Below are 24,331 nucleotides of genomic sequence, written 5' to 3'. Positions count from 1 at the left end.
CAACAAAACGGAAAGCAGCATGGCCGGAGACAGCAGCAACGCCAGCTGGCCGAGGTCGTGGGGCGTCATCCAAACCCTGGCAATGAGGAGACGCTAGGCAGGGTTCTGATCGCGAGCCGTAAAGAGACTGCGAAGAAACACCAGGGTCAGGCCAAGGGCCACAAAACCTGTGCTGAAGGTGGCCAGGAAGGACAAACCCACCAGAAGGGTCTTCAGGGTTACGGCGATGTTCTGGGCAATCGGCGAGCTGTAGTGCGGGGGATGAACGGCGAAATACACCACCATCCGCCGACTCAGGCCCAGGGCCAGCCAGGCCAACAGCCCGGCCGTCAGCGCTCCGGAAAGAAAACTCAGCGGACCTTTGCGCGGATCCTGTGGTTCGGGGCTCTCTGGTGTGGGGACATCAGTCATGCCTCGATCCTCACGCCATCGCTGCGAAGGGCGCAAGACCAGGCCTTCAGGCCGGCGCGGTCCAGCTGGGGAGTGAGCTGATCCTGCGCCTGGCGGCATGACGCCAGATCGGAAAACAGCGCGAAACAACTGGGTCCAGAACCACTCATGGCCACCGCCAGGCTTTCGGGAACGCTGTTCAACAGATCGAGCGCTGAACGCACCGCAGCTGTTTCAGGAGCAACCACCTCCTGCAGGTCATTGCGTAGGGGAGGTGGCAGCTCGCTGCGCAATGGCTGGAGCCAATCAACGCTGCGCAAGGCTTGCCGTCGTTGTTCAAAAGCCGCCTCGTCAGCGAGGTAGTGGGATTGATTGAGCTCACGGCAACGCTTGTAGGCCCAGGGCGTTGAAACGCTCACCGTGGGGTCTTTGACCAAGAGCACAGCCAGGGGTTGAGGCGTTGGTGGCACTGCTTCCAGTTGTTCGCCTCGCCCGAAACAGAGCTGACATCCTCCGGCCACACAGAAGGGCATGTCTGAACCGAGCTCAGCGGCCATTCGCTCCAGATCTGCGGGGCTGTGGCCCAAGCCCCACAGAGCATTCAGACCAACCAATGCCGCAGCGCCGTCGCTGGAGCCACCAGCCAGGCCAGCACCGATGGGGATGCGCTTCTCGAGATGAATGGACGCCCCCAATTCACTGAAACCCGAACGGTCCCGCAGCAACTGAGCCGCCCGGAGGATCAGGTTGTCGTCGCCGACGCTGAGGCTGGCGTCATCGCAGCTGAGGCTGAGTTGTGCATCAGCGGTGTTCTGAAAGCTCAGGCGATCCGCCAGTTCGATGCTCTGCATCACCATGGCCAGCTCATGGAAACCGTCCGAGCGCAGCCCCAGGACCTCCAGGTGCAGGTTGACTTTGGCCGGGGCCGTCACCGTGATCATGGTGGTTGTTCAGTCGCCCCGATTCAAACCCCTGGCCAGGGCGACCCAGGTGGCGGGCGCGAGTTCCTGGGGGCGTTGCTGCAGGCTGAAACCCGCGGAGGCCGCCAGCTCCTTCAAGCGGTCTGGCTCAGCCACACCCGTCAGGGTGTTGCGCAACATCTTGCGCCGGGCCAGAAACGCCTGCTTCAGCAGCGATTCCACCCGAGCGGCCAGAGCCGGCTCCACCCGCTCCGCGGCCGGCAAGGGCTCCAGGCAGATCACTTCCGATTGCACCTTTGGTGGTGGCTGAAAACACCGCGGTGGCACCGGACACACCGAACGGCACCGGGCCAGCAGCTGCATGCGCACACTCAGGGCACTGAAACTGCTGTGGCCGGGTCGGGCACGAATCCGCTCCGCGACTTCCTTCTGCACCAGCAACACAAGCCGTTGGTAGGGCGGATCCACCGGCCGGTCCAGTCGGCCCACCAACCGCTCCAGCAGTGGGCCAGTGATGTTGTATGGAATGTTGGCCACCACCTTGTCGGCGATGCGGCCATCACTCAATTCCAGTGGGGCTTCAAGAACATCGCCCTGATGGAGGCTGAACCCAGGCTGAGCTTCAAAACGTTCCTGAAGACCATCCACCAGATCGCGGTCGAGCTCAATCGCATGCACCGCCTTCAGCCCCGCGGCCAGCAGACGCTCGGTCAACGCCCCGCGACCGGGCCCCACCTCCAGCACCCGATCGGTGGACTGCAGGTCAGCAGCCTCGATGATTCGTTGCAGCACGGATTCGTCCCGCAACCAGTGCTGACCGAAACGCTTGCGGGCGTGATGTCCGGAGAAACCCATGGGTCAACTGTGCATCAGCACAGCCGCTCCACATCAATCCAGTGAATCGTTCGGCGGGACGTCATCAAGGGAACAAGAGCCAGCTTGACCCGGAGCAGCTGCTCAGCTGACGCCGGATGCCCAGCTCTCCAGCAACTGATGGCGCGGGCCATGCGGCGCCGTTTGGCGGAATGGAAGGCATCAAGGCCATGGCGGTCCCGATGCCCCGTGCGACGGCCCTTCACCTCCACCACCAGCAGCTGCTGCTGCCGCTCCAGCACCAGATCGAGCTCGCCCCAGCGGCAGTGCCAGTTGCGGTCCAGCAACCGCCATCCCTGCGCTTCCAGCTGCTGCAAGGCCTGCTGCTCCGCCCAGCCACCGCTGCATTGAGACCCCACCGGCTTGAACCCTTACGTCTTGGTTCAAACCATTCCCCCCTGGAACGGTTCTAGGGTTCGGTGGTGATGGTTCCGATCATGGGCAGACGCTTCACGGCCGTACTGATCTCTCTGGTTGTGTTCACATGCCAGTGGCTGATGCCGGCTCCGGCCCACGCCGCGATGGATGTGGCCAAACAGGTGCTGATCGGTGCCGACTATTCCAACAAGGACTTGCGGGGGGCCACCTTCAACCTCAGCAACCTGCGCGAAGCCAACCTGTCCGGGTCTGATCTGCGGGGAGCCAGCCTCTACGGCGCCAAGCTGCAGGATGCCGACCTCAGCGGCACCGACCTGCGCGAAGCCACCCTGGACGCCGCTGTGATGACAGGCACCAACCTTGAGGATGCCGTGCTGGAGGGGGCTTTTGCCTTCAACACCCGCTTCAACGATGTGTTGATCACGGGGGCCGACTTCACCGACGTTCCCATGCGCGGGGACCAACTCAAAAGCCTCTGCGCCGTTGCCGACGGAACGAATTCCGTCACGGGCCGCAGCACCCGTGAAAGTCTCGGTTGCGCCTGAACCATGAGTTTTGATCCCCGCAGCCTCGAGCGCCTGCGTGAGTTGGGGCGTCAACTCCCTGCACGCCTGCCGGAACCGGAGAAGCCTGCGTCAGCTCCCAAAGCCAGCCAGGTGCGCCATCGCGTTGAAACGGAGAAGAACCCCGAGGAGCTCTTCCGGGAACTGATGAAGGCCAGCCAGGACGGCACCGTTCCTGAGCACCTCATGGACCGCCTCAAACAGTTGGAGGCCCAACGCAAACCATCGGCTCAACCATCGCCGTTCAACAACAACGACACCACCCCAGCCCTTGCCGCACCAGCGCGCAGCCAGCCCGGACCGGGAAAAAACACCCAGCCGAAACGGCCGAAGGTGGACCCGGGCAGCGAGGAGGAAAGCCTCTACGTGGCTTTCGGGCAGCTGCTGCTCGAAGATGAGGGAGATGACGTTTGAACTCGGCCCGTTGCCGGATTCTTGCGGTGGGCAAAGTACGTCGTGGCTGGATTCAGGACGGCATTGACCTCTACCTCAAACGCCTGCCTGGGTTGACCATCAGCGAACTGCGCGACAGCAATCCAGACAAGGAAGCCGATGCCATCAGAGCGGCCCTGCGACCCGACGAAACCCTCATTGCACTGATGGAACAGGGTGACACCTTGGCGTCGATTCCCTTCGCGCGACGTCTCGAGCAATTCGGCAACCAACGGCTGGCCTTCGTGATCGGTGGGGCCGACGGTCTGACGGCTGAGCTCAAGGCACAGGCCCAATGGCGCCTGAGCCTTTCACCGATGACCTTCCCCCACGAACTGGCGCGGCTGATGCTCGTGGAACAACTGTTCCGAGCCCAGGCGATTGTTCAAGGCAGCCCTTATCACCGTGCCTAGGGTTCGGCGATGGCCGCTGATCTCTCAGCCACGACCATGCTGCACATCATCGACAACCTTCTGCCCGCCAGCGCCCTTCAGGACCTACGCGACCTCTGTGACATCCACTGGCGACTCAAGGAGGAACACGACGGTGATGCTCAATTCAGCTGGCGACCCGAAACCGGTTCTCCCCGCTCGATTCACGCAGCCGCTCAGCAAGCCGTCGTCGATCACTACCTCGACGAGGCCCTGCTCCCTCTGGCAACACCGTTCGCACCCCAGCGGGCCGGAGTCGAGTGGTGGTGCAACACCAACAACGATCTCGACTGGCACATCGACAAGGACGAGCTGGAAGGTCGACGCAGCGGCCGCTTCCTGCTTCCGTTGCTGTCCACCGTGTTTTACCCCACGTGAGCTGCGCTGACGGCGAACCGCTGGTGGCCGATAGCCCTCCGATCGAGAACGGATACCAGGGGCCGTTACCCACATTCAGCTCGGTGATCTCGATCCCACCGGTGGTGAACCGTCTGGCGCTGTTCTCCCCAGGCATCCTGCATCGGATCAACCCGTTCGAAGGCGAGCGCTATTCCGTGGCCGTGAACATCTGGGAGCAAGCGCCCCTCACCACAACGGCTGCAGAGCCACCGGCTTGAATTTTTCGATCGAAACAGTCCAGGCCCGCGGGGAGAAAGCCTGCAATGCCGCTTTGAACGCGGCCGTATCCCCCGTGTTCAACCAGTCCGCCTTGAGCCTGGGCACGTCCTCCGGCAGCCGTTCCATCGGCAGCTCCACCAGCAGCAGGCTGTCGGCTCCAGCCGCACGCTGCAGCGCACCCTGATCACTGCGCTGCCACACCCGCAGCAACAGCTCCAGCACCAGTGCATGGCCCAACGCCTCCGGGGCCTCACCCTGCGGAGCCACCTCTTTCTGAGACCGTCCCCCCAGGGGCAGGGCGCGCCTGCCCTGCTGATCGATCAGCGCCATGGCCACGAGGTAAGGGGAGTCAGCCAACACCAGATGTCGAAGGCCACCATCCTCACCGGATCCTCCCCACAATGAGCAGTACATGCGTACTATTTAACCAGTTGTCGCTGCTGCCGTGGAGCTCCAACACAGACCGCTTCCCCTGCAGCCCAAGCGCAGTCGGCTCACGCTGCCCCTAGCCGGGGGACGGGTCGCCGCAGGCTTCCCGTCCCCCGCCGATGACTACATCGACGTGGGGATCGACCTCAATGAACAGCTGATCCGGCATCCCACCAGCACCTTTTTCCTGCATGTGAGCGGCGAATCGATGACCGACGCCGGCATCCACGACGGCGATCTTCTGGTGGTCGATCGCAGCCTCGACCCGCGTCCGGGCCAGGTGGTTGTGGCGGTGCTCGACGGTGCCTTCACCCTCAAACGCCTGATGCGTCATCACGGCCGGTTGCGCCTGGAAGCCGCCCATCCGGACTATCCGCCACTGGAGCTTCACCGCTGCGGCGAAGTGCAGATCTGGGGTGTCGCCATCCACGTGATCCATCCGCTCTGAAGCGACATCGCCATGCCTCAGGCCACGGCCCTGATCGATGGAAACAACTTCTATGCCTCCTGCGAACAGAGCCTGGATCCGGCTCTGTTCGGTCAGCCCGTGGTGGTGCTGTCCAACAACGACGGCTGCATCGTTGCGCGCAGTGCCGAAGCCCGTGCCCTCGGCATCCGCATGGGGACGCCGTACTTCAAGGCGCGCCGGGAGCTGGAACGGCACAACGTGGTGGTGCGCAGTTCGAACTACGCCCTTTATGCCGACATGAGCCAGCGGATGATGAGCCTGCTGGAGGCCCACTGTGAAGAGCTGGAGGTGTATTCGATTGACGAGGCCTTCGGGAGAATTCGTCGTCCCCGCGATGGCGACCTACAGGGTTGGGCCCGCCAGCTGCGGGCACGGGCACGGCAGAACCTTGGCCTACCGATCGCCATCGGCTTAGGGGCCAGCAAGGCCCAGGCCAAGCTGGCCAATCGCCTGGCCAAACAGACCCCAGACCATGCCGGGATGTTCGACCTCGGCCAGTGCGACAACCCCGATCGCTGGCTGGAAACCATTGCGATCGAGGATGTCTGGGGAATCGGTCGACAACTGGCCCATTGGTGTCGCCTGCGGGGCGTCAGCAACGCACGACACCTCCGGGACATGCCGAGCGGTGAACTGCGCGCCAAATGCGGCGTGGTGGGTCTGCGGCTGCAACGGGAGCTGCGGGGCCATGCCTGCCTGCCGCTGGAGCTGGCACCAGCACCGAAGCAAGAAACCTGCGTGAGCCGCAGCTTCAGTCGCCCCATCACCAGCCAGGAGGAGCTGCACCAGGCCATCGCCACCTATGTGGTGCGCGCCGCCGAGAAATTGCGCAGGCAACGGCAACGGGCAGCAGCGCTCACCATCTACACCCGCACCAGCCCGTTCGCTCCTGGGTTTTACAGCCAAGCCGCCAGCACGCAGCTGGACCTACCGAGCAATGACACAGCCGTGCTGCTGGAGGCGGCACGCCCCTTGGTGGCACGGATCTTTCGCCCCCACCGTCCACTGGCCAAGGCCGGCGTGCTGATGCAGCACCTGCAGAGCCACGACATCCTGCAGACCCATCTGATGGTGCCGATGAGTGAGGAGCAGCAGCAGAAACGGGAGTGCCTGATGCAGACCATCGACCGGATCAATCGGCGTTACGGGCGTGGAACCCTGCAATGGGCCGGTTGCGGACTGCAGCCCAGCTGGTTGATGCGGCGTGAGCAACTCAGCCGCGCCGCCACCACCCGTCTGCAGGATCTACCGGTGGTGAAGGCCTGACCCACAGCGTTGATCTAGGCCTCAAACCTCCTGCAGCAACTGGATGACCTGCTCACGGGTGCTGAGCAGCAAGACCATCCGCTCGCCGTGGGCGTTGAGACCCGTCTGCTCCCGCACCAGATCGGTGCTGGCCAACGCCAGTCCTCCGGTTTCAGTGAACAGCACCGGCAGGGTGCCCTGGTGCCCTCGCATGCCCTGCAGATCCAGCGCCTGACGAACAGCCCGCTGAGCCTTCTCGGAACCCAGACGCTCCACAAAGGCCGGCCAGAGGTGGTTGACCGGATCGAGCGCGGCGAAATCCAGCTGCGAATCAGTCATCAGGACGGCAACAACGCAAGGGCTTCGCTGATCATCTGCGGGGTGACGGCAATGCGCTCAAGCGGATCAGCGTTGTCGAGGTAGGCGTCAAACGAGGCGAAGCGCTCGATCACAGGGTCGGCCCCCTCGGCGGCGCAAGCCTCAACCCAATCCCCCTCCTCCAGCTTCACCGCGACGTAGGCCTGCAGCGCTTCCTCCAGATCACCGCCGTCGCCAACGCCCTCACCGTGCCAGATCGCTTCGAAGAATTCAGACATCTTCAACTCGAGGAACAGATCTTGATGCAGTTTGCCCAGACCACCGGCCCATGGCTCAGGCGGCCGGGGGAACGGTGTAGCTGGCGCAACGTTGCTGATCCAGATGGCCGATGTGTTTTCGCTCGGTGTAATACAGCTCCTGGTAGCGCAGCGCATCACGGTTGAGGTCATCGAAGAGGGCCTGAATCCGCACCTCCATGTCCACGGAGGCCTGATCTGACGAAGCCTCCTGATCAATCAGAACAGCGATGCAGGATTCCAGGGTTTGGAGACGCTGGCCACCCCAGGCCTCCAACAGGTGCCGGCAGCGCTTCAAGCTTTTCTGACGCTCCAGCAGGGCAGCAATACCCCGCAGCTGCTCCAGGGGCTCCGCCAGGGCAACACGCTGCAATTCACCTGGCTCCAAAAGGGGCGTCAGGCGGGACACCAGCGCACTGCTCTCCAGCAAGAGCTGATCGGTGAGCAAGCGGGGCAGATCGATGAGATCCAGACCCTCGCCGTCGTCGTCGCAACGGCTGATCGACTCCATGCGCCCCTCACCCAGGTTGGTCTCCTCGAGATCCGTAATGGCCGCCCAGAGATGGCGATGATGGGGAATGGCGAAATCCTCCAGTTCGCGTTTGCGCAGTTCCTGGCGAATCGTGGCCCGATGTCGGGGGCAATGCAGATACAGCCGCAGAAGATCGGCCTCACAACGCTCCCGCTGTCCGGATTCACCGGGCTGTTCGTGACGGCTGGAGCGCCCATGCCAACGCTGGCCCTTCACCTGCTGCCGCAGGTCGTCCTCGAGCTGAAGCGCCAGGCGTCCCTGGCCACCACTGAGGCGCTCCGCCACCCGTTGGAGGTAGTGGGTGCGCACGGCGGACTGGGGCAGCTTGCCCAGCAGCCCCACCAGGGCCGTAACCGCCTGTTGGAACTGGTCGGCCCGGCTGAGATCGCGCTCCTCCAGCACCTGCTCGATCTGCCAATCCAGCCAGAGGGGGGCCTGATCGAGCAGGGCGCGGTAATCGCCGGCCCCGTTCTGTTTGAGGAACTCATCGGGGTCCTTGCCTGAAGGAAGGTGCAGAACCCGCAGCTCCAGCTGGCCCTGCATCGCCAGCTGCTCCACCTCGCCAATGGCTCGATTGGCTGCACGGACACCGGCACCGTCGGCGTCGAAATTCAGAACGATCCGCTTGCTGTCGCTGACGCGGCACAACTGGGTGATCTGCTGACTGCTCAGGGCCGTGCCGAGGGAGGCCACAGCGTTGGTGATGCCGGCAGCATGCAGGGCAATCACATCGAAATAGCCCTCCACCACCACCGCTCTGTCGTCCTTGCGGATGGCATTGGAGGCCTTGTCGAGACCGAACAGATGCTTCCCCTTCTCGAACACTTCGGTCTCGGGGGAGTTGAGGTATTTCGGTTCACTGCCATCAAGGCTGCGTCCCCCGAAACCGATCACCCGGCCCTGACGGTCATGGATCGGCACCATGACCCGATGGCGGAAGCGGTCATAGAACCCGTTGCCCCCCTTGCGGGGAACCACCAGCCCAGCAGCCTCGAGAAGCTCAGGCGCCAGCCCCTCAACTTGCTGAAGATGCTTCAGCAGACCATCCCACTGATCCGGCGCATAGCCGAGTTGAAAGGTCTCCTGGGTGGCGGGACTCAACCCTCTGGCCTCACTGAGGTACTTGAGGGCCTCTGCGCCAGCAGGCGCTATCAACTGGCTGCGAAACCAACCGGCAGCTAGGGCCAGGGCTCGCTGCAGCTTGTCCCTGCGGGACAACTGTTGGCGCAGCCGTTCCTGCTGCGGACCATCCACCGTCTCGATCGGCAGCTGATAACGCCGCGCAAGATCCAGCACCACATCGCTGAAACTCTGGCGCTGGAACTCCATCAGGAACTTGATGGAGTTGCCGCCAGCACCACAGGAGAAGCAGTAGTAGAACTGCTTGGCGGGCGACACCGTCATCGACGGTTTGCTGTCGTCATGGAACGGACAGATCCCGACGAATTCCCGTCCCTTCTTCTTGAGCACCACGTGCTCGCCCACCACATCAACGATGTCGGCGCGTTCCTTGACGGCCTCAATCGTTCTTGGGTGCAGGCGGGCGTTCACCATCGGTCCATTCTGCGAAGTCGCAGGGTTCCGTGCACCCCGTCATCAGAACAGCCATGGCCGAACCGCAGACCCCACAGCCCTGGTGGAACCGGGACTCGGTGCGGGGCAGCCGAGCCCTGATCCTGAGCTCCCTGGCCTTCAGCCTGATGACGGTCTGCGTCAAGCAACTGAACAGTCGGCTTCCGGTAGCGGAAATCGTGCTGTGCCGGGCCCTGATCAGCATCGTTCTGACCGCTGTGGGCCTGCGCCTGGCCGGGGTCTCCCCGTGGGGCCAGAGACGGGGGCTGCTGGTGGCGCGGGGGGTGCTGGGCAGCTTGGCCCTGCTCTGCTTCTTCGAAGCGATTGACCAGCTGCCGCTCGCTTCAGCGACGGTGCTCCAGTACACCTACCCCACCTTCACCGCCGTGGCAGCGCTGTTGCTGCTGGGCGAGCCCCTGCGCCGACGCATCAGTGCAGCGGTTCTGCTGGGCTGGATCGGCGTCACCCTCGTGGTGCAACCGCAGTGGCTCACGGGAACAGCCCAACCTGCGCAACTGATCCCTGCCCTGATCGGAATTGGTGGGGCTCTGATGACCGCCCTGGCCTACGTGAGTGTGCGGCGGCTGTCGCAAACCGAGCACCCCTTGGTGATCATCCTCTATTTCCCGATGATCTCGGTTCCCCTGACCCTGCCCTGGGTGCTGCAACAAGGGGTCTGGCCCCAAGGCATCGAATGGTTCTGGCTCCTGGGGGTCGGGGTGATGACCCAGCTGGGCCAGATCTGGGTGACAGAGGGCCTGCGCTGCCTGCCCGCCGCCCGAGCCACATCGATCAACTACGTGCAGGTGGTATTTGCCGCAGGCTGGGGCTGGCTGTGGTTCGCCGAATCGATCAATGCCTGGCAAGTGGGCGGCGGGATGCTGGTGCTGGCCGCCACCCTGATCAGCTTGTCGGCGCGACGTTAGAGCTCAGGCTTTGTCCAAACCGAGGGGATACGTCAGCCAGGCCTGGCGGTCGTCGGATCCGCCTTTGGGTCTGGCCAGGCGCCAGCTCTGACCACGGGAGCCCCGCTGCAGAAACAGTTCAAACGGGCTATCCACCTGCACACGGTCGCCGGGGAGCTGCCAGTCGAAGCGGCCTGAAATCCTGAGGCCCTGCTCGTCACCCAGGGAAAAACTTTCCTGGTCCTCCACCCGCACCCGACTCACGCTTGGGGCGATGGGCATCGGGGTGAGATCGAGGGAGCTGGCAATGGCCGACTGGGTGAGCTGAATCTGCAGGGCCAGCGCTTCATTCAGGAGAGCCCGTGGCGGCTGAGATCCATTGCATGCCGTCAGTGAAACCACGATCGATAAGACACACAGCACCTGAATCAAACGGCGCACAACGCGCTTGAAAGCAGAGACAGGCAATGACAGCTGCGGCAACATGACGCGGTTGAAACCTCTCCCCATGATCGGCTGGCTGCAGGGACGACCGATGGAGTGCTGGACTCAAGGCAACCGTAGCGGCGTTCTGCTGCTCTGCGGTGCGGTCGGATATGAGGTGCACCTGACCGAGCGGCATCTGCAGAACCTTCCGGCGGATGGCGACCTGAACCTGTGGATTCATCAGGTGCAGCGGGAGGACGGCAGCAGCCTCTACGGCTTTACCCTGCGCCAGGAGCGGGATCTGTTCCGGCTGCTGATCAGCGTCAGCGGTGTGGGCCCCCAGGCCGGTCTGGCGCTGATGCAGGAATGCAAGCCCCAGGAGCTGGTGGAAGCGATCAGCAGCGGTGATCTGCGTCGCCTCTGCAAGGCGCAGGGCATCGGCAAACGCACCGCTGAGCGTCTGGCGGTGGAACTCAGGGCCTCGATTGCGGCCTTCGCGGGCCTGGATCCCGCCCCATCGCTAGCGGAAGGCGTCAGCTCGGAGCAGATGCCGGCAAGCGGTGCCGACGTGGAAGCGACCCTCTCGATGCTGGGTTACGACGATCTGGAAATCCGTCGAGCCATCCGTGCGATCGCTGAGGGCGCCGATGGCCAACCGCCTGCTGGAGACGACCAGGACGCCTGGCTGCGGGGCTGCCTGCAATGGCTGAGCCGCGAATCGGCCTGAGCCTCCCCACGCGAAGGTAAGCTGGTTGTTTGCACTGACAGGGCCGCCCCCCGCGCATGTCGCTTGATACCACCGAGAAGCAGCAGCTGATCAACACCCACCAGACCCACGGCACCGACACCGGTTCTGCCGAGGTCCAGGTGGCCATGCTGAGTGAGCGGATCAACCGTCTCAGCAGCCACCTGCAGAACAACATCCATGACTTCTCCTCACGGCAGGGGCTGCTCAAGATGATTGGCCGCCGCAAGCGCCTGCTGAGCTACATGCGCAGCAAGAGCGAGCAACGCTACGCCGACACGATCGCCAAACTGGGCATCCGCGGCTGATCGACGTCCCCCATGCCTGAGCAACGCAACGCCCTCCCCTTTGAGCCCAAAGGGTCTGGGAAGGGAAGCAAGCCTGCTTCAGGGACACCTCGGCAGGAAGCCATTCCTCGCTACGTAGCCGATCGGATGGCTCGCCGGGTTGCTGTGTTCACAGGACTCCCGTCCCTCGCCGGGATGGCAGTTTTTGTTGGCAGTTATTTCGTCGTCACCCGTGGCATCGCCGATATCGCTCCAGGGCTCACGCTGACGGGCTCCGGCCTGTTTTTCCTCCTGGGTCTGGTGGGCCTCAGCGTTGGCGTGTTGACCGCCAGCTGGGATCCCGAACCGGGTTCTCTGCTGGGCTTCGAGAACTTCAAGCCGAACATTCAGCGGATGAAGGAGTCGATCCGGGCCCAGAAGCAGCAGCAACAGCAATCGAAGTCCTGATCCAGTTCTGTGGATCAGGACTCCTGGTCAGACGATCAGGTGAGCACCAGACGGTCGCTGCATCGGGCTTCAAAGGACTGGGTGCGCAGTGACGCGATCGCTGCATCAACGTCTTTGACGCAGAACTGGGAACCGAGTCGCACATAGCGAACGCTGTCGCCGTGGCACACCTCGGCGACCACAGGCACCTTCACGCCCAGCTCATCCCGCTCAGGGCGATGTTGGTTCAGGCATTCCCGCAGTTTGTGCTGAATGGCAATGTCGCTGGCCTGATCGGAGGGGAGCTGAACCAGCAGCAGATTGAGCTCATCAACGGCACGGCAGTCGTCAATGATCAGCTGCACGCGCTCGTCACGCCGATCAACCCCAGCCCACACCAAGAGGCGGGCTTCAGCCATCAGGTGATCTGCGAGGCGCGCGTAGCTCTTGGGAAACACCACCGCTTCGCAACTTCCGGTGAGATCCTCAAGCTGAAGGATCGCCATGCGATCGCCCTTACGGGTGGTGACCTGGCGCATTTCAGCCACCATCGCAATGGCACTCACCTTGGCTTTGTCGAGCTGTTCCTCCAAGGAACCCAGACCGATGGGGGCCAGCAACTTCGACGAGGGGGTGAGCTGTTTGAGTGGGTGATCGGAGAGGTAGAAGCCCACCAGATCTTTTTCAAGACGAAGCTTTTCAGTTGGGGGATAGTCCGGCACCGGCGCCGCCTTGGGTGCATGGCTGAGATCCGCCGGCCCATCGGCATCGGCTGCAGGAGCCATCAGATCAAAGAGGTTGCCCTGTCCGCTGTCTCGATCTTTGGCCCGTGAGGAGGCCCAGTCGAGCAGCAGATCAAGATCTGCCATCAACTGAGCACGGTTGGCCTGCGGATCCATGGCATCCAGGGCACCGCAGTGAATCAACGACTCCAGACCACGGCGGTTGAGCACCGAGGACGGGATCCGGTCACACAGATCCGCCAGGGAACGGAAAGGCCCATCGCTATCGCGGGCAGCGATCAATTGACGGATCGCACCATCACCAAGGTTGCGAACGGCGGACAGGCCGAACAGGATCCGATCGCCGTTGGGGGTGAAATCGGTGAGCGAGGCATTCACATCCGGGGGCATCACCTCAATCCCCATCGCATTGCAATTGGAGATGTAGCGCTGCACTTTGTCGGCAGCTCCGGCGTTCACCGTGAGCAGGGCCGCCATGTAGGCGACCGGGTAGTGCGCTTTCAGATAAGCCGTCTGATACGTGACGGCGCCATAGGCCGTGGAATGGCTCTTGTTGAAGCAGTATTCAGCGAAGAGAACCATCTGATCGAACAGTTCGTCGGCGACCTTTTCATCAACGCCGCGCTCTCCAGCACCCTGAACGAAAATGCCGCGGTGCTTCTGCATCTCGGACACTTTTTTCTTGCCCATCGCCCGCCGGAGCAGATCGGCCTGCCCCAGGGAGTAACCGGCAAGATCCTGCGCGATCCGCATGATCTGTTCCTGGTACACCATGATCCCGTAGGTCTCGGACAGGATCGGCTCAAGAATCGCGTGGGCGAAGTCGATCGCCTCCCGGCCGTGCTTGCGGTTGATGAATTTGGGAATCAGACCAGCATCGAGAGGCCCCGGTCTGTAGAGGGCAAGGATCGAGGAGATGTCTTCCAGGGATGAAGGCTTGAGATCACGCACGATCTGCCGCATTCCGCTGGATTCCAACTGGAAGATCCCCTCCAGATCACCTCTCGCCAGAAGGGCAAAGGTCTCTTCATCCTGGGGCGGCAATTTGTCGGGGTCAACACGGGTGCCACTACTCACCTCCACCAGTTCGAGGGTCTTTTCGATCATCGTGAGGTTCTTCAACCCCAGGAAATCCATCTTCAACAGACCCATGGATTCCACGTCTTCCATGAAGTACTGCGTGATCACCTGACCATCGTTGTTGCGCTGCAACGGCACCAGTTCATCGAGGGGGTCAGCAGCGATAACCACACCAGCTGCGTGAACACCGAAGGTTTTGTTGGTGCCTTCAATCCGCATTGCCATGTCCACCCAACGCTTCACCGTTGGATCGGCCTCGTACTTCTCGCGGAACTCGGGGTTGGGTGATTCCTCGCCGATCATCGCCTTGAGCTTGGCGGGCTTGCCGCGAACCACCGGGATCAGCTTCGCCAGACGGTCGGCATCCCCGTAGGGAATGTCGAGCACCCGGGCCACATCCTTCAAAACCGCCTTGGAGGTCATCCGGTTGAAGGTGATGATCTGCGCCACCTTGTCCTCGCCGTAGCGCTCGGTGACGTAGTCGATCACCTCACCACGACGCTCGATGCAGAAGTCGGTGTCGATATCAGGCATCGACTTGCGTTCCGGATTGAGGAAGCGCTCGAAGAGCAGGCAGTTGGTGATCGGATCGATGTTGGTGATCCCCAGGCAGTACGCGACGAGCGACCCTGCGGCGGAGCCACGACCCGGACCGACGGGAATGTTCTGTTCCCGGGCAAAACGGATGTAATCCCACACCACCAGGAAGTAGGTGGGAAATCCCATCTGCTCCATGATCTTGAGCTCATGGGCCATGCGCTCGGCATAGTCGTCGGGCAAGGCAGCATCAGGGCTGAGCTCGAGCCGATCCCGCAATCCCTGCTCGGTCACCTCCCTCAGGTAGCTGACGGGGGTATGGCCCTCGGGAATCGGGAAGCGGGGCATTTGATAGCGCCCGAGAATGTCGTAAGGCTCCACCTTCTCGGCCACCTTGACGGTGTTGGCGATCGCCTCCTGAACCACCTCAGGCTCGAGGTGATCCCCGAAGAGAAGGCCCATCTCCTCTTCGGTTTTGATGTATTCAGTGCCGGTGTAACGCAGCCGCTTCTCATCGGTGATCAGCTTGCCGGTGAGCACGCAAAGCAAGGCATCGTGGGCTTCAACGTCCTGCTTGCTCAGGTAGTGGGCATCGTTGGTGGCAACGATCTGAATGCCGAGCTCCTTGGCAATTTTGACGATCTCAACGTTGACGATCCGATCTTCCGGGGATCCGTGATCCTGGATCTCGAGGTAGTAGTCGTCGCCGAAAACCTCCTGATACCAAGCCGCCACCTTGCGAGCCACATCGGGGCGACCCCGCAGAATCGCCTGGGCGATCTCACCGCCGAGGCACGCCGTGGCGATGATCAGGCCTTCGCTGTGTTGCTTCAGCAGTTCCTTGTCGATGCAGGCACGGGAGAAGATCCCGCGTCCCCGCATCCCCCGCAGGTGGCTGATGCTGGTGAGCTTCACCAGATTGCGGTAACCGGTGGCGTTTTTCGCCAGCACCACCAGGTGATATCTCTTCTCCTTCTTGGGTTGCGGGTCATCAATGGACCCATTGATCACATACATCTCATTGCCGATGATCGGCTTGAGATCCAAACCCTGGCAGAGCTTCAGCAGCTCAATCGCGCCGTACATCACGCCGTGATCCGTCAGGGCGATGGCGGGCATGCCCAGCTGCTTCGCCCGCTCCACCATGGCCGGCAACTGCGACGCACCATCCAGAAGGCTGTAGTCGCTGTGGTTGTGGAGAGGAACGAAAGCCATGGGGTCAGACTAGGACCCAACGCAAGATCAAGCGTTCAAGAGGAACACAACCCCCCACATGTGGGGCAACTCAGGGAACCAGTGCAGCTTCCGGGCGTGACGCAAACACCCGAGCAGCCTGCTCGTACTGATGCGCCACCTGAAGCAGACGCGGTTCATCCAACACATTGCCGATCAGCTGCATCCCGATCGGCAGACCCGCCGCGCTGAATCCACAGGGAACACTGATGGCCGGAAGTCCAGCAAGGTTGACCGGAATCGTCAGCAGGTCAGCCAGATACATCGCCAGGGGGTCGTCGGCGTGGGCACCAGCCTTGAAGGCCGTGGACGGCGCTGTTGGCGTCAGCAGCACATCAACACTCTGAAAGGCCGCATCAAAGTCCCGCCGGATCAGGGTGCGCACCTGCTGCGCCTTTTTGTAGTAGGCATCGACATATCCGGCGGACAGGGCGTAGGTGCCGATCAGGATTCGCCGTTGCACCTCAGCGCCAAATCCTTCAGCACGGCTTCGCGCCGTCATCGCGGCCAGGCTCTCGGCGTCTTCGGCACGGAAGCCGTATTTGACACCGTCGTACCGCGCCAGGTTGGCCGACGCCTCCGATGGTGCGATCACGTAGTAGGTGGCGATGCCGTCGTTGAACCGGGGGCAGCTCACCTCCACCAGTTCAGCGCCGAGAGCCTCCAGCTGGGCAGCAGAGGCCTGCACCGATGCCTTCACCTCGGGATCGAGGCCTTCCGCATCGAAGCACTCCTTGATCACCCCCACCTTGAGCCCCTTGATGGACTGGTTGAGGCCGGCACTGAAATCGGGAACCTCTGCCTCAAGGCAGGTGGAATCGCGGGGGTCGGGCCCGGCGATCACCTGGAGCAGTTCGGCCACATCAGCAACGCTGCCGGCGAAGGGTCCCACCTGATCCAGAGAGCTGGCGAAGGCCACCAGGCCCCAACGGCTGACGCGGCCGTAGGTGGGCTTGAGGCCCACCACACCACAGAACGACGCCGGTTGGCGGATGGAGCCACCGGTGTCGGAACCAAGCGAAGCGACGCAACTGCCGGCGGCGACGGCCGCTGCACTGCCACCGGAGCTTCCACCCGGCACATGGGCGGTGTTCCAGGGGTTCTGTGTGGCCCCGAACGCGGACGTTTCGGTTGAGCCACCCATGGCGAACTCATCCAGATTTGTCTTGCCCACCAACACACCACCGGCCTGCCAGAGCCGCTCGGTGACCGTGGATTCGTAGGGCGGCACGAACTGCTCGAGCATGCGGCTGGAACAGGTGGTGCGGACACCTTTGGTGCAGAGGTTGTCCTTGATCGCCAGCGGCAATCCCGCCAGGGGGCCGAGCGTCTCGCCGGCGGCCCGGGCTTCATCAATGCGGGACGCCTCAGCACGGGCCTGGTCGGCCGTGACTTCAACAAAAGCGTTCAGCGCAGGCTCTGAACTTTCAAGCCGCTTGAGGTGCTGATCAACGAGCTCGCGGGAGGAAACCTCGCCGCTCTGCAGTTGCTGACGCCACGCGCTGATCGTCATGTCCCCGCGATTCATTGCAGGGAGGACGCTATCAGCCGCGGGATCAGCCCTCAGCTGAGATGGTGAGGGGCTCGGAGCGCCGGGTCCGCAGCAGGGAATGGCTGATCGACTGGGGCTGCTCCGACTTGACGTCGTTCAGGAAGGCACTGAGCTCGCTCTCCAGCCCCTTGCGGGTGATGAAAGGACCGAACCAGTAGGTCACATCGGGGCCATACGTCTGAACGCGAGCCCACCAAGCGACTCCAAAGCCATTGGCAAGGCTGCGCAGCGGCCGAATCAGGGGGCTCATGGGAGGAACAGGACCTCAGGGCATTGTGCCCCGAGATCTTGGTCAACTGCGCTGTTTTCAGGGAGATAGCTGGATGTTCTGATCGAACGGCAGGGCAGCATCCGGCTGCGATGGATTCAGATCCAGGTCAATCCGCTGTTCCGGAGCCTTCTCCACAGGAGCTTCAGGCTGTTCGGGCGAAGCAGGCTCTTCAGTGGAAACAAGCTTTTCAGTAGTAAAAGCCACCTCAGACGCCTCAGTTGCGTCAACGGTCGATTCAGAACCCGCAAGCTTGGGCCTGCGAATCGGCGGAGACGGTGCCTGGCCGTGAATGTCCTTCATCCAGTTGCGCCGTGCCACTTCATAGACGCATAGGGCTGTGGCGACGGAAGCATTGAGGCTCGGTGTGATGCCCCGCAGCGGGATGCGAACCAACTGGTCGCAGTGGCGCCGGGTCATCAGCGACAGGCCCTGGTCCTCAGATCCGGTGACCAGCACCATCGGCCCACTGAGGTCGACATCGGTGAGGGTCACATCCCCTTCAGCGGCAAGGCCCACCACCCTGTAGCCGGCGTCTTTGAGCTTTTCCAGGGAGCGATTGAGGTTGACCACACGTGCCACCGGCAGGTGTTCAAGGGCTCCGGCGGCCACCTTGGCGGCGGAACCGGTCAAGCCAGCACTACGGCGCTGGGGGATCACCACGCCATGGGCTCCCATGGCTTCAGCGGAGCGAACAACCGCCCCGAGATTGTGGGGGTCGGTGACACCGTCCAGGGCCACCAACAGGGGGGGTTCCCCCAAATCCGAGCAGCCCTCGATGAGGCTGTCGAGATCAAGGGTTTCCGCCGCCGCCGTCTGCAGGGCGATGCCCTGGTGAACGGACCCACCTGTGATCTGTCCCAACCGGGCCCAGGTCACCTCTTCCACGAGAACGCCCGAGGCCTTGGCATCGCGCAGGAGCTGGAGGAATTTGGAGGCACTGCGCATTTCGGCAGTGCACCAAATGCGATGGATGGGGCGTCCGGCCTCCAACGCGGCCTGGGTGGCATGACGCCCCCAAATCAGATCGTCCGCTGGCGGAGTGGCCGCTGCAGCCTCCGGTGCTGCATCCGGCCGCTGAGGACGAGCCTCGTCGAAGCGGGATCTGGGGCGTTGGGACGGTTGGCGCCGTTCATCCCCGGAGCGACGGCGGTCGCCGAACCGATCGTTGCGATCGCGAAAACGTCCAGGCCCTGAGCGTTCGTTTTGATAGCCCGAGCGGGGGGCGTTCTGATCTCGGTCGAAGGAACGGGAGCGGTTGCCGAAACGCTCTTTCGGGCGATCACCGAAACGTTCTCCAGTTCGATCACCGGATCGATCAGCGGCGCGATCACCGAAACGCTCCCCAGACCGCTCCTTGAACCGATAACCGGGTCGATCACCAGAGCGCTCACCAAACCGATTGCCGGGTCGATCGCCCCCTCGCGACTGGCCCCACTCTCCATCCCGTGGAGCGCGTCGTTCGCGATAACCGCCGCCATCACGCCCAGGTTTGGCATAGGGAGAACGACCGCCGTCAGAACGGCGGTTGCCAGGCATGGGGCGACCATTGCCGGAACGGCCCATCGACGAGCGCCCCCCTGCAGCTCGTCCACTGCCACCAGGCCCCGAACGGCCATCGCGGGATGGGCCGCTGGAGCGGCGTTCAAAGCGAGGGCTCATGGTGTGCGAGGCAACGTTATGGGTTGGATCCGGCTTGCTCCAAGTGATCGAAGAGCTCCGCAAGCCGGGCTGGATTGTTCAGAAACAGCCAGCCCACCATTGTCTCAAACCCTGTGGCCCTTCCATAAACCGCAGCGTCTGCGCGCCGTGGCCCCCGCCCGGCACTGTTGCGACCCCGCCGCACCAGATCGAGTTCTTCTGAGCAGAGGAGCTCGCGTTCTTCCAGCCAGCTCAACAAACGGGACTGGGCGTCAGCACGAACATCAGCCACGACGGCACGATGCAGGTCGTCAGAACGTCCTGGCCTCGACCCATGGCGGAGCCGTTGATGCAGCTCCCACACGGCATCACCAATCCAAGCCAGTTGCAATGGTCCCAGCTGTTCGTTGATGTCCCTGGGAGACTGGCTTCGAATCCAATCGCTCAAGCGGCCAACTGGTTGAGGGCTGTGGGCAGATCCTCCACCAGATGAAGGAACTCCTCAAGACGCACCAACTTGATCGTCTGCGTCACCCTGGTGTTGCCCACCAAAAGAAACGATCGTTTGGCATCCGTGCATTGCTTGGCCAGCTGAACCAGCGCCCCAAGGCCGGATGAATCGAGAAAATCGATCTTGCTGAGATCGAGAACAGACGGAAGCTTGTTGGCCTTCAAAACATCGCCCACGTACTCCGTGAACTGCTTCTCGGAGTAGGCATCCAGCTGACCGGTGAAATGAAACACCAAACAGCCGTCTTTCTGTTCGATTCCGCCCCGGAGAGAGACGGTCAGTCGCTGCAGTTCGCTGATGGGATCAAGCCCCCCAGGCATCATCGGCACGAAGTGTAGTGATGCTGAGCGTTGGCTACCACCTCATCAACGGCGATCGGCCATCAGCGTCACAAAGCGGGCGAAATGATGGTCGGCGTCATGGGGGCCCGGACTCGCTTCTGGGTGGTACTGCACCCCGAACACCGGCTTCTGACGGTGGGCGATCGCTGCCACGGTGCGGTCGTTCAGATTGAAATGGGTGACGTCAATGACGTCTGAATCCAGAGAATCAGCGGAGAGGGCAAAGCCGTGGTTCTGACTGGTGATTTCAACCTGACCTGTGGTGCCACAGGGATGGTTCAAGCCGCGGTGGCCATAGGGCAGCTTGAACGTCTCTCCGCCCAGGGCCAGACCAAGGATCTGATGGCCCAGGCAGATGCCGAACAGGGGTAGATCGGATTCCTCCAGCAACAGCTTGGCCAGGGCGATCCCACGGGTCACCGCTGCCGGGTCGCCAGGCCCGTTGGACAGGAAGACGCCGTCCGGGCGATGGGAACGAACCGTCTCCAGATCCGTGTCTGCCGGCAGAACCGTGACATCGCATCCATGGGCGACCAATCGATCGAGGATGGCGCGCTTGATGCCGAAATCGATGGCGACAACGCGGAAGGGCGCGTCGCTGCGGCGCTGCAAACGCTGATCGAAGCCAACACTGCAGGCCTGATTCCACTGATAGGGCTCACGGGTTGTGACGCGGTCCGCCAGGTTCAACCCCTGCATCGATGGGGCCTGCTTCAGGAGCTCAAGCAACTGCGCCGGGGTCTGGCCGTCACTGCTGATCACGCCATTCATGGCCCCCACCTCACGCAGGTGACGCACCAGGGCACGGGTGTCCAAACCGCTGATGCCCACCAGCTGGTGGGTCTGCATCCAGCTTTCAAGAGACTGTTCACAGCGCCAGTTGCTGGGAACTGGGGCCAGCTGGCGGGCAATCACGCCACGGGCATGGGGGCTATCAGCTTCTTGATCGTCAGCATTCACCCCGGTATTACCGAGTTCGGGATAGGTGAAGCTCACCAGCTGCCCGGCGTATGAGGGGTCTGTCAGCACCTCCTGGTAACCGGTCATGCCGGTGTTGAACACCACCTCACCGATGGTGGTGCCGCGATGGCCGAAGCCGACACCGGTGAGAACCGTGCCATCGGCAAGGACGAGATAAGCCTTGTCTGATGGGGAATCGGGCATCGAAGGGCCGCCGCAGGTCATCAGTCACTCATTCTCCATCTCCGTCGGACAGGGCATCCCGCAGAGCCACAAGCTTGTCCCAGGCCTTGCCTTCATTGAGAACAGCCTGAGCCTGAGCAACAGCAGCCGGCAGATCGCTTTGAAGCCCGGCAGCCCAGAGCACCAGTGCTGTGTTGAAGGCCACAACCTCCGTCTGCGCCAGGGATCCCTGCCCCTGCAGAACGTTCTGAAGGATCTGCTGGTTCACCGCGCAGTCACCACCGCGCAGCTGATCGAGACCAGCACGAGTGAGGCCCAGATCTTCAGGGGAAACCTCCTTTGTGGTGATGCCCCCGGATTCGATCAGACGTAAGGCATTGGGCCCCGCCAAGGACGCCTCATCGAGGCCTCCAGCGCCATGAACCACCACGGCACGGCTCAAGCCCAAGTGCTGCAGAGCGCCCGCCATGGGGTCGAGAAGTTCCGGACGCGCCACGCCAAGAACCTGGGCCTGGGGCTGCAGCGGATTGACCAGAGGACCCAACAGGTTGAACACCGTGCGGACCCCCAGGCTGCGTCGCAGCGGCGCCAGATTCACAAGAGCTGGATGCCAAGCGGGAGCGAACAGGAAAGTGACACCGGTTCCAGGCAAAGCGTCTACCACCTTGTTCAAAGGTGCCTTGAGGTTGAGGCCGAGCCCCTCGAGCACGTCGGCTGAACCCACTTTGCCGCTGGCGCTGCGGTTGCCGTGCTTGGCCACATTGACCCCGCAGGCGGCGGCGGTGAAGGCGACCGCAGTGGAGATGTTGAAGGTGTCGGCACCATCACCACCGGTGCCGCAGGTATCGACCATGGCCAGATCGGGCCGGGGGCAGGGAAGGGGGCAGGCCTCGCGCAGGACAGCCGCCATGGCCGCCAGCTCATCGGCCACCATCCCCTTGGCCCGCAGTCCAGCCAGGAACGCCCCGGTCTGCACGGGCTCGAGCTCTTCGGCCAGCCAGGCACGCATGAGAGCAGTGGCCTCATCGGAGCTGAGGTTGTTGCCCTGCAGCAGATGGTCCAAGCAACCGGACCAGGAACGAGGGTCTGAAGACATGGAGGGGAGCTGGCAGTAAAAAACCCGGGTGCGAGGCACGCCGGGCCGGGTGATGGGGACAGTCCCACTATCCCCCAGATCAACGGATAACGACCAGCCAACGACCAGCCGTTGAAGCCGGATGCCTAGGTTGGCCTGCCAACGGGACCCACGAGCTCGCATGGCTGCCCTTCGTCTCGATCTGATCGGCCGCTATCTGCGTCCCCACCGCCGCACGGTGCTGCTGGGAGCCATCGCCCTGGTGGTGGTCAACGTTCTGCGGGTCACGATCCCGATGGAAGTGCGCAGCGTTGTGGACGAGCTGCAGGAGGGATTCAGTTACGCCGGAGTCCTGCGCCAGGCGGGATGGGTTGTGCTGCTCGCCAGCACCATGGGAGTGATCCGGTTGGCCTCTCGACAACTCATCTTCGGCGTGGGTCGGCAGGTGGAGGTGGATCTGCGTCAGCGCCTGTTCGAGCACATGCTCCGCCAGGAACCCGATTGGATTCAGAGCAAAGGCAGCGGTGAAGTGATCAGTCGCGCCACCAGCGATGTGGAAAACATCCGGCGCCTGCTCGGATTCGCGATTCTCAGCCTGACCAACACGCTGCTGGCCTATGCGCTGACGCTGCCCGCGATGTTGGCCATCGATCCGTGGCTGACCCTGGCCGCCGTCGGGCTCTACCCCGTGATGCTCAGCACAGTGCGCCTGTTCGGTGGGCGCATGATGCGTCAGAAGCGCGCGCAGCAGGAAGAACTCTCCGCCCTCAGCAACCTGATTCAGGAGGATCTCTCGGGAATCGGGGCCATCAAGATCTACGGCCAGGAGGGAGCAGAACAGCAGGCCTTTGCCACGCGCAACCGCCGCTACCGCGACAGTGCCATTCAGCTGGCGAGAACACAAAGCACCCTGTTCCCGCTGCTACAGGGCATTTCTTCCCTCTCGGTTCTTTTGCTGCTGGCCATCGGCAGCGGCCAGCTCGAAGCCGGTCGTCTGAGCATTGGAGGACTGGTGGCCCTGATCCTTTATGTGGAGCAGCTCGTCTTCCCAACGGCACTGCTGGGATTCACGCTCAATACCTTCCAGACCGGCCAGGTGAGCCTCGAGCGGGTGGAGGAGTTACTGAAACGGGAACCAAAGATCAAAGACCCGGATCCCTCTGATGCTCAGCCCCAGCCAACGGCAGAACGCCGGGGGCGTTTTGAAGCCCGTGACCTGACGGTTCAGTACCAGGGCGCAGAGCAGAACACCCTCAATGGCCTGAGCTTCTGCATCGAGCCTGGGGAGTTGGTGGCTGTTGTCGGGGCCGTGGGCTGCGGCAAGACCACCCTGGCTCGGGCTTTCGGTCGGATGGTTCCACTGGAACCTGGACAGCTGTTCCTGGATGGTGTGGATGTCACCCAGATGCCTCTGAAGAGGTTGCGCCGTGACGTGGCGATCGTTCCCCAGGAGGGCTTTCTGTTCACCAGCACCCTGGCGGACAACCTGCGCTATGGCGACCCTGACGCCAGTGATCAGCGGGTTGAACTGGCGGCAGAGCAAGCCCGCCTGGCTGATGACGTGAAGGGCTTCCCCGATGGTTTCCGAACCATCGTTGGCGAACGCGGCATCACCTTGAGTGGTGGTCAGCGTCAACGCACAGCCCTGGGCCGGGCTCTGCTGATGTCGGCGCCGGTTTTGGTTCTCGACGACGCCTTGGCCAGCGTTGACAACAACACGGCCGCGGCGATTCTGGATTCGATCCGAGCTCAGGACGACCGGACGATCGTGATGATCAGCCATCAACTTTCAGCCGCAGCGGCCTGTGATCGCATCCTGGTGATGGAGAACGGACGCATCGTTCAACAGGGTCACCACAACGCCTTGATTCAGCAGCCGGGTGTGTACAAAAGGCTTTGGGAGCGTCAGCAGGCGTCGCAACAACTGGATGCGTTGGCTTCCTGAAGAATCT

The 24,331-nt window shown here is 62.6% G+C and carries 29 protein-coding genes; 12 read left to right on the top strand and 17 right to left on the bottom strand.

Features of this window, described 5'->3' with window-relative positions; all coding sequences use genetic code 11:
* Positions 1 to 93: 93 nt before the first annotated feature.
* The 4 genes from DXY02_RS09070 to DXY02_RS09055 are packed head-to-tail and all read right to left on the bottom strand — an operon-like array spanning position 94 to position 2,542.
* Positions 94 to 411, bottom strand: coding sequence for a DUF3082 domain-containing protein (locus tag DXY02_RS09070; protein ID WP_114989036.1), 318 nt, complete (start codon positions 409 to 411; stop codon positions 94 to 96).
* Positions 408 to 1,331 carry a 4-(cytidine 5'-diphospho)-2-C-methyl-D-erythritol kinase gene (ispE, locus tag DXY02_RS09065; protein WP_114989035.1) on the bottom strand — a complete coding sequence of 308 codons (924 nt, stop codon included), beginning with the start codon at positions 1,329 to 1,331 and terminating at the stop codon, positions 408 to 410. Before ispE ends, DXY02_RS09070 begins: the two co-directional genes overlap by 4 nt.
* A 9-nt stretch (positions 1,332 to 1,340) precedes the next feature.
* A complete protein-coding gene (gene rsmA / locus DXY02_RS09060; RefSeq protein WP_114989034.1) occupies positions 1,341 to 2,165 on the bottom strand; it encodes a 16S rRNA (adenine(1518)-N(6)/adenine(1519)-N(6))-dimethyltransferase RsmA in 825 nt (274 codons plus the stop codon).
* A 14-nt stretch (positions 2,166 to 2,179) separates the two neighbouring features.
* Positions 2,180 to 2,542: a YraN family protein gene (locus DXY02_RS09055; protein ID WP_114989033.1), complete on the bottom strand. Its 363-nt coding sequence runs from the start codon at positions 2,540 to 2,542 to the stop codon at positions 2,180 to 2,182.
* A gap of 78 nt (positions 2,543 to 2,620) precedes the next feature.
* On the opposite strand from DXY02_RS09055, the gene DXY02_RS09050 reads away from it, so the two are divergent.
* The 5 genes from DXY02_RS09050 to DXY02_RS09030 are packed head-to-tail and all read left to right on the top strand — an operon-like array spanning position 2,621 to position 4,604.
* The gene (locus tag DXY02_RS09050) at positions 2,621 to 3,106 is read left to right on the top strand and encodes a pentapeptide repeat-containing protein (protein ID WP_114989195.1); all 486 of its coding nucleotides are present in this window, start codon (positions 2,621 to 2,623) and stop codon (positions 3,104 to 3,106) included.
* Between the two features lie 3 nt (positions 3,107 to 3,109).
* Positions 3,110 to 3,538, top strand: coding sequence for a hypothetical protein (locus tag DXY02_RS09045; protein WP_114989032.1), 429 nt, complete (start codon positions 3,110 to 3,112; stop codon positions 3,536 to 3,538).
* Positions 3,535 to 3,969 carry a 23S rRNA (pseudouridine(1915)-N(3))-methyltransferase RlmH gene (locus DXY02_RS09040; RefSeq protein WP_114989031.1) on the top strand — a complete coding sequence of 145 codons (435 nt, stop codon included), beginning with the start codon at positions 3,535 to 3,537 and terminating at the stop codon, positions 3,967 to 3,969. Before DXY02_RS09045 ends, DXY02_RS09040 begins: the two co-directional genes overlap by 4 nt.
* Positions 3,970 to 3,978: 9 nt before the next feature.
* Complete coding sequence (locus DXY02_RS09035) at positions 3,979 to 4,365, top strand: hypothetical protein (RefSeq protein ID WP_114989030.1); 387 nt, start codon at positions 3,979 to 3,981, stop codon at positions 4,363 to 4,365.
* A gap of 23 nt (positions 4,366 to 4,388) precedes the next feature.
* On the top strand, positions 4,389 to 4,604 hold the full coding sequence (locus DXY02_RS09030; RefSeq protein ID WP_244276242.1) for a 2OG-Fe(II) oxygenase: 216 nt from the start codon (positions 4,389 to 4,391) through the stop codon (positions 4,602 to 4,604).
* On the opposite strand, the gene DXY02_RS09025 is transcribed toward DXY02_RS09030, so the two are convergent.
* Entirely contained in the window at positions 4,573 to 4,962 is a 390-nt protein-coding gene (locus DXY02_RS09025) for a hypothetical protein (RefSeq protein ID WP_244276240.1), read from the bottom strand. The two genes, DXY02_RS09030 and DXY02_RS09025, sit on opposite strands and share 32 nt — an antisense overlap.
* 88 nt (positions 4,963 to 5,050) lie before the next feature.
* Between DXY02_RS09025 and DXY02_RS09020 the strand changes: the two genes are divergently transcribed.
* Together DXY02_RS09020 and DXY02_RS09015 are read left to right on the top strand one after the other, a co-directional pair.
* Complete coding sequence (locus DXY02_RS09020; RefSeq protein ID WP_114989027.1) at positions 5,051 to 5,482, top strand: LexA family transcriptional regulator; 432 nt, start codon at positions 5,051 to 5,053, stop codon at positions 5,480 to 5,482.
* A 12-nt stretch (positions 5,483 to 5,494) separates the two neighbouring features.
* Entirely contained in the window at positions 5,495 to 6,769 is a 1,275-nt protein-coding gene (locus DXY02_RS09015; RefSeq protein WP_114989026.1) for a Y-family DNA polymerase, read from the top strand.
* A 21-nt stretch (positions 6,770 to 6,790) separates the two neighbouring features.
* On the opposite strand, the gene DXY02_RS09010 is transcribed toward DXY02_RS09015, so the two are convergent.
* From DXY02_RS09010 to dnaG, 3 genes are read right to left on the bottom strand one after another with little or no spacing between them, the layout of a single operon-like run.
* Positions 6,791 to 7,087, bottom strand: coding sequence for a hypothetical protein (locus tag DXY02_RS09010; protein ID WP_006851716.1), 297 nt, complete (start codon positions 7,085 to 7,087; stop codon positions 6,791 to 6,793).
* Entirely contained in the window at positions 7,087 to 7,344 is a 258-nt protein-coding gene (locus tag DXY02_RS09005) for a hypothetical protein (protein ID WP_114989025.1), read from the bottom strand. Before DXY02_RS09005 ends, DXY02_RS09010 begins: the two co-directional genes overlap by 1 nt.
* Before the next feature lie 55 nt (positions 7,345 to 7,399).
* Positions 7,400 to 9,448, bottom strand: a complete 2,049-nt coding sequence (gene dnaG, locus DXY02_RS09000) for a DNA primase (RefSeq protein WP_114989024.1) — start codon at positions 9,446 to 9,448, stop codon at positions 7,400 to 7,402.
* A 53-nt stretch (positions 9,449 to 9,501) separates the two neighbouring features.
* On the opposite strand from dnaG, the gene DXY02_RS08995 reads away from it, so the two are divergent.
* Entirely contained in the window at positions 9,502 to 10,392 is an 891-nt protein-coding gene (locus tag DXY02_RS08995; RefSeq protein WP_114989023.1) for a DMT family transporter, read from the top strand.
* Positions 10,393 to 10,395: 3 nt separating this feature from the next.
* Here DXY02_RS08995 and DXY02_RS08990 read toward each other — a convergent pair whose 3' ends face one another.
* Positions 10,396 to 10,857, bottom strand: coding sequence for a hypothetical protein (locus DXY02_RS08990; protein ID WP_170951546.1), 462 nt, complete (start codon positions 10,855 to 10,857; stop codon positions 10,396 to 10,398).
* Positions 10,858 to 10,879: 22 nt separating this feature from the next.
* Here DXY02_RS08990 and ruvA point away from each other — a divergent pair, with 22 nt between their 5' ends.
* The 3 genes from ruvA to DXY02_RS08975 are packed head-to-tail and all read left to right on the top strand — an operon-like array spanning position 10,880 to position 12,276.
* Positions 10,880 to 11,524: a Holliday junction branch migration protein RuvA gene (ruvA, locus tag DXY02_RS08985; RefSeq protein ID WP_114989021.1), complete on the top strand. Its 645-nt coding sequence runs from the start codon at positions 10,880 to 10,882 to the stop codon at positions 11,522 to 11,524.
* Between the two features lie 56 nt (positions 11,525 to 11,580).
* Complete coding sequence (rpsO, locus tag DXY02_RS08980) at positions 11,581 to 11,850, top strand: 30S ribosomal protein S15 (RefSeq protein ID WP_006851408.1); 270 nt, start codon at positions 11,581 to 11,583, stop codon at positions 11,848 to 11,850.
* A gap of 12 nt (positions 11,851 to 11,862) precedes the next feature.
* A complete protein-coding gene (locus DXY02_RS08975; RefSeq protein ID WP_114989020.1) occupies positions 11,863 to 12,276 on the top strand; it encodes a PAM68 family protein in 414 nt (137 codons plus the stop codon).
* Between the two features lie 35 nt (positions 12,277 to 12,311).
* Here the strand turns inward: DXY02_RS08975 and DXY02_RS08970 are convergent, their stop codons facing one another.
* The 8 genes from DXY02_RS08970 to trpD all read right to left on the bottom strand — a co-directional run bounded on the left by DXY02_RS08970 (position 12,312) and on the right by trpD (position 22,400).
* Complete coding sequence (locus DXY02_RS08970) at positions 12,312 to 15,830, bottom strand: DNA polymerase III subunit alpha (RefSeq protein WP_114989019.1); 3,519 nt, start codon at positions 15,828 to 15,830, stop codon at positions 12,312 to 12,314.
* 70 nt (positions 15,831 to 15,900) lie between these two features.
* The gene (gene gatA, locus DXY02_RS08965) at positions 15,901 to 17,376 is read right to left on the bottom strand and encodes an Asp-tRNA(Asn)/Glu-tRNA(Gln) amidotransferase subunit GatA (protein ID WP_114989018.1); all 1,476 of its coding nucleotides are present in this window, start codon (positions 17,374 to 17,376) and stop codon (positions 15,901 to 15,903) included.
* A gap of 28 nt (positions 17,377 to 17,404) precedes the next feature.
* A complete protein-coding gene (locus tag DXY02_RS08960) occupies positions 17,405 to 17,650 on the bottom strand; it encodes a DUF1816 domain-containing protein (protein ID WP_114989017.1) in 246 nt (81 codons plus the stop codon).
* A gap of 57 nt (positions 17,651 to 17,707) precedes the next feature.
* A complete protein-coding gene (gene rlmB, locus DXY02_RS08955; protein WP_114989016.1) occupies positions 17,708 to 19,330 on the bottom strand; it encodes a 23S rRNA (guanosine(2251)-2'-O)-methyltransferase RlmB in 1,623 nt (540 codons plus the stop codon).
* Between the two features lie 16 nt (positions 19,331 to 19,346).
* Positions 19,347 to 19,757: a Mini-ribonuclease 3 gene (locus DXY02_RS08950; protein WP_114989015.1), complete on the bottom strand. Its 411-nt coding sequence runs from the start codon at positions 19,755 to 19,757 to the stop codon at positions 19,347 to 19,349.
* Positions 19,754 to 20,143 (bottom strand): STAS domain-containing protein, encoded by a 390-nt coding sequence (locus tag DXY02_RS08945; RefSeq protein ID WP_114989014.1) that lies wholly within the window; start codon positions 20,141 to 20,143, stop codon positions 19,754 to 19,756. The genes DXY02_RS08950 and DXY02_RS08945 overlap by 4 nt, the downstream gene beginning before the upstream one ends.
* Positions 20,144 to 20,185: 42 nt before the next feature.
* A complete protein-coding gene (gene carA, locus DXY02_RS08940) occupies positions 20,186 to 21,346 on the bottom strand; it encodes a glutamine-hydrolyzing carbamoyl-phosphate synthase small subunit (protein WP_170951545.1) in 1,161 nt (386 codons plus the stop codon).
* 7 nt (positions 21,347 to 21,353) lie between these two features.
* Positions 21,354 to 22,400: an anthranilate phosphoribosyltransferase gene (trpD, locus tag DXY02_RS08935; RefSeq protein ID WP_114989193.1), complete on the bottom strand. Its 1,047-nt coding sequence runs from the start codon at positions 22,398 to 22,400 to the stop codon at positions 21,354 to 21,356.
* Between the two features lie 160 nt (positions 22,401 to 22,560).
* On the opposite strand from trpD, the gene DXY02_RS08930 reads away from it, so the two are divergent.
* Entirely contained in the window at positions 22,561 to 24,324 is a 1,764-nt protein-coding gene (locus tag DXY02_RS08930; protein ID WP_114989013.1) for an ABC transporter ATP-binding protein, read from the top strand.
* Positions 24,325 to 24,331 lie beyond the last annotated feature (7 nt).

This window comes from Synechococcus sp. N19 (assembly GCF_900474045.1).
Lineage (GTDB): Bacteria > Cyanobacteriota > Cyanobacteriia > PCC-6307 > Cyanobiaceae > Parasynechococcus.
The sequence above is the reverse complement of the archived record's forward strand: the minus strand, read 5'-3'. Positions and strand labels throughout refer to the sequence as shown.

Bases quoted from the DNA above. Each gene is read 5' to 3' on its own strand.
- DXY02_RS09070 (WP_114989036.1), bottom strand. From the start codon at position 411: ATGACTGATGTCCCCACACCAGAGAGCCCCGAACCACAGGATCCGCGC.
- ispE (WP_114989035.1), bottom strand. From the start codon at position 1,331: ATGATCACGGTGACGGCCCCGGCCAAAGTCAACCTGCACCTGGAGGTC.
- rsmA (WP_114989034.1), bottom strand. From the start codon at position 2,165: ATGGGTTTCTCCGGACATCACGCCCGCAAGCGTTTCGGTCAGCACTGG.
- DXY02_RS09050 (WP_114989195.1), top strand. From the start codon at position 2,621: ATGGGCAGACGCTTCACGGCCGTACTGATCTCTCTGGTTGTGTTCACA.
- DXY02_RS09045 (WP_114989032.1), top strand. From the start codon at position 3,110: ATGAGTTTTGATCCCCGCAGCCTCGAGCGCCTGCGTGAGTTGGGGCGT.
- DXY02_RS09035 (WP_114989030.1), top strand. From the start codon at position 3,979: ATGGCCGCTGATCTCTCAGCCACGACCATGCTGCACATCATCGACAAC.
- DXY02_RS09015 (WP_114989026.1), top strand. From the start codon at position 5,495: ATGCCTCAGGCCACGGCCCTGATCGATGGAAACAACTTCTATGCCTCC.
- DXY02_RS09010 (WP_006851716.1), bottom strand. From the start codon at position 7,087: ATGACTGATTCGCAGCTGGATTTCGCCGCGCTCGATCCGGTCAACCAC.
- DXY02_RS09005 (WP_114989025.1), bottom strand. From the start codon at position 7,344: ATGTCTGAATTCTTCGAAGCGATCTGGCACGGTGAGGGCGTTGGCGAC.
- dnaG (WP_114989024.1), bottom strand. From the start codon at position 9,448: ATGGTGAACGCCCGCCTGCACCCAAGAACGATTGAGGCCGTCAAGGAA.
- DXY02_RS08995 (WP_114989023.1), top strand. From the start codon at position 9,502: ATGGCCGAACCGCAGACCCCACAGCCCTGGTGGAACCGGGACTCGGTG.
- DXY02_RS08990 (WP_170951546.1), bottom strand. From the start codon at position 10,857: ATGTTGCCGCAGCTGTCATTGCCTGTCTCTGCTTTCAAGCGCGTTGTG.
- ruvA (WP_114989021.1), top strand. From the start codon at position 10,880: ATGATCGGCTGGCTGCAGGGACGACCGATGGAGTGCTGGACTCAAGGC.
- rpsO (WP_006851408.1), top strand. From the start codon at position 11,581: ATGTCGCTTGATACCACCGAGAAGCAGCAGCTGATCAACACCCACCAG.
- DXY02_RS08975 (WP_114989020.1), top strand. From the start codon at position 11,863: ATGCCTGAGCAACGCAACGCCCTCCCCTTTGAGCCCAAAGGGTCTGGG.
- DXY02_RS08970 (WP_114989019.1), bottom strand. From the start codon at position 15,830: ATGGCTTTCGTTCCTCTCCACAACCACAGCGACTACAGCCTTCTGGAT.
- gatA (WP_114989018.1), bottom strand. From the start codon at position 17,376: ATGAATCGCGGGGACATGACGATCAGCGCGTGGCGTCAGCAACTGCAG.
- DXY02_RS08960 (WP_114989017.1), bottom strand. From the start codon at position 17,650: ATGAGCCCCCTGATTCGGCCGCTGCGCAGCCTTGCCAATGGCTTTGGA.
- rlmB (WP_114989016.1), bottom strand. From the start codon at position 19,330: ATGAGCCCTCGCTTTGAACGCCGCTCCAGCGGCCCATCCCGCGATGGC.
- DXY02_RS08945 (WP_114989014.1), bottom strand. From the start codon at position 20,143: ATGATGCCTGGGGGGCTTGATCCCATCAGCGAACTGCAGCGACTGACC.
- carA (WP_170951545.1), bottom strand. From the start codon at position 21,346: ATGACCTGCGGCGGCCCTTCGATGCCCGATTCCCCATCAGACAAGGCT.
- trpD (WP_114989193.1), bottom strand. From the start codon at position 22,400: ATGTCTTCAGACCCTCGTTCCTGGTCCGGTTGCTTGGACCATCTGCTG.
- DXY02_RS08930 (WP_114989013.1), top strand. From the start codon at position 22,561: ATGGCTGCCCTTCGTCTCGATCTGATCGGCCGCTATCTGCGTCCCCAC.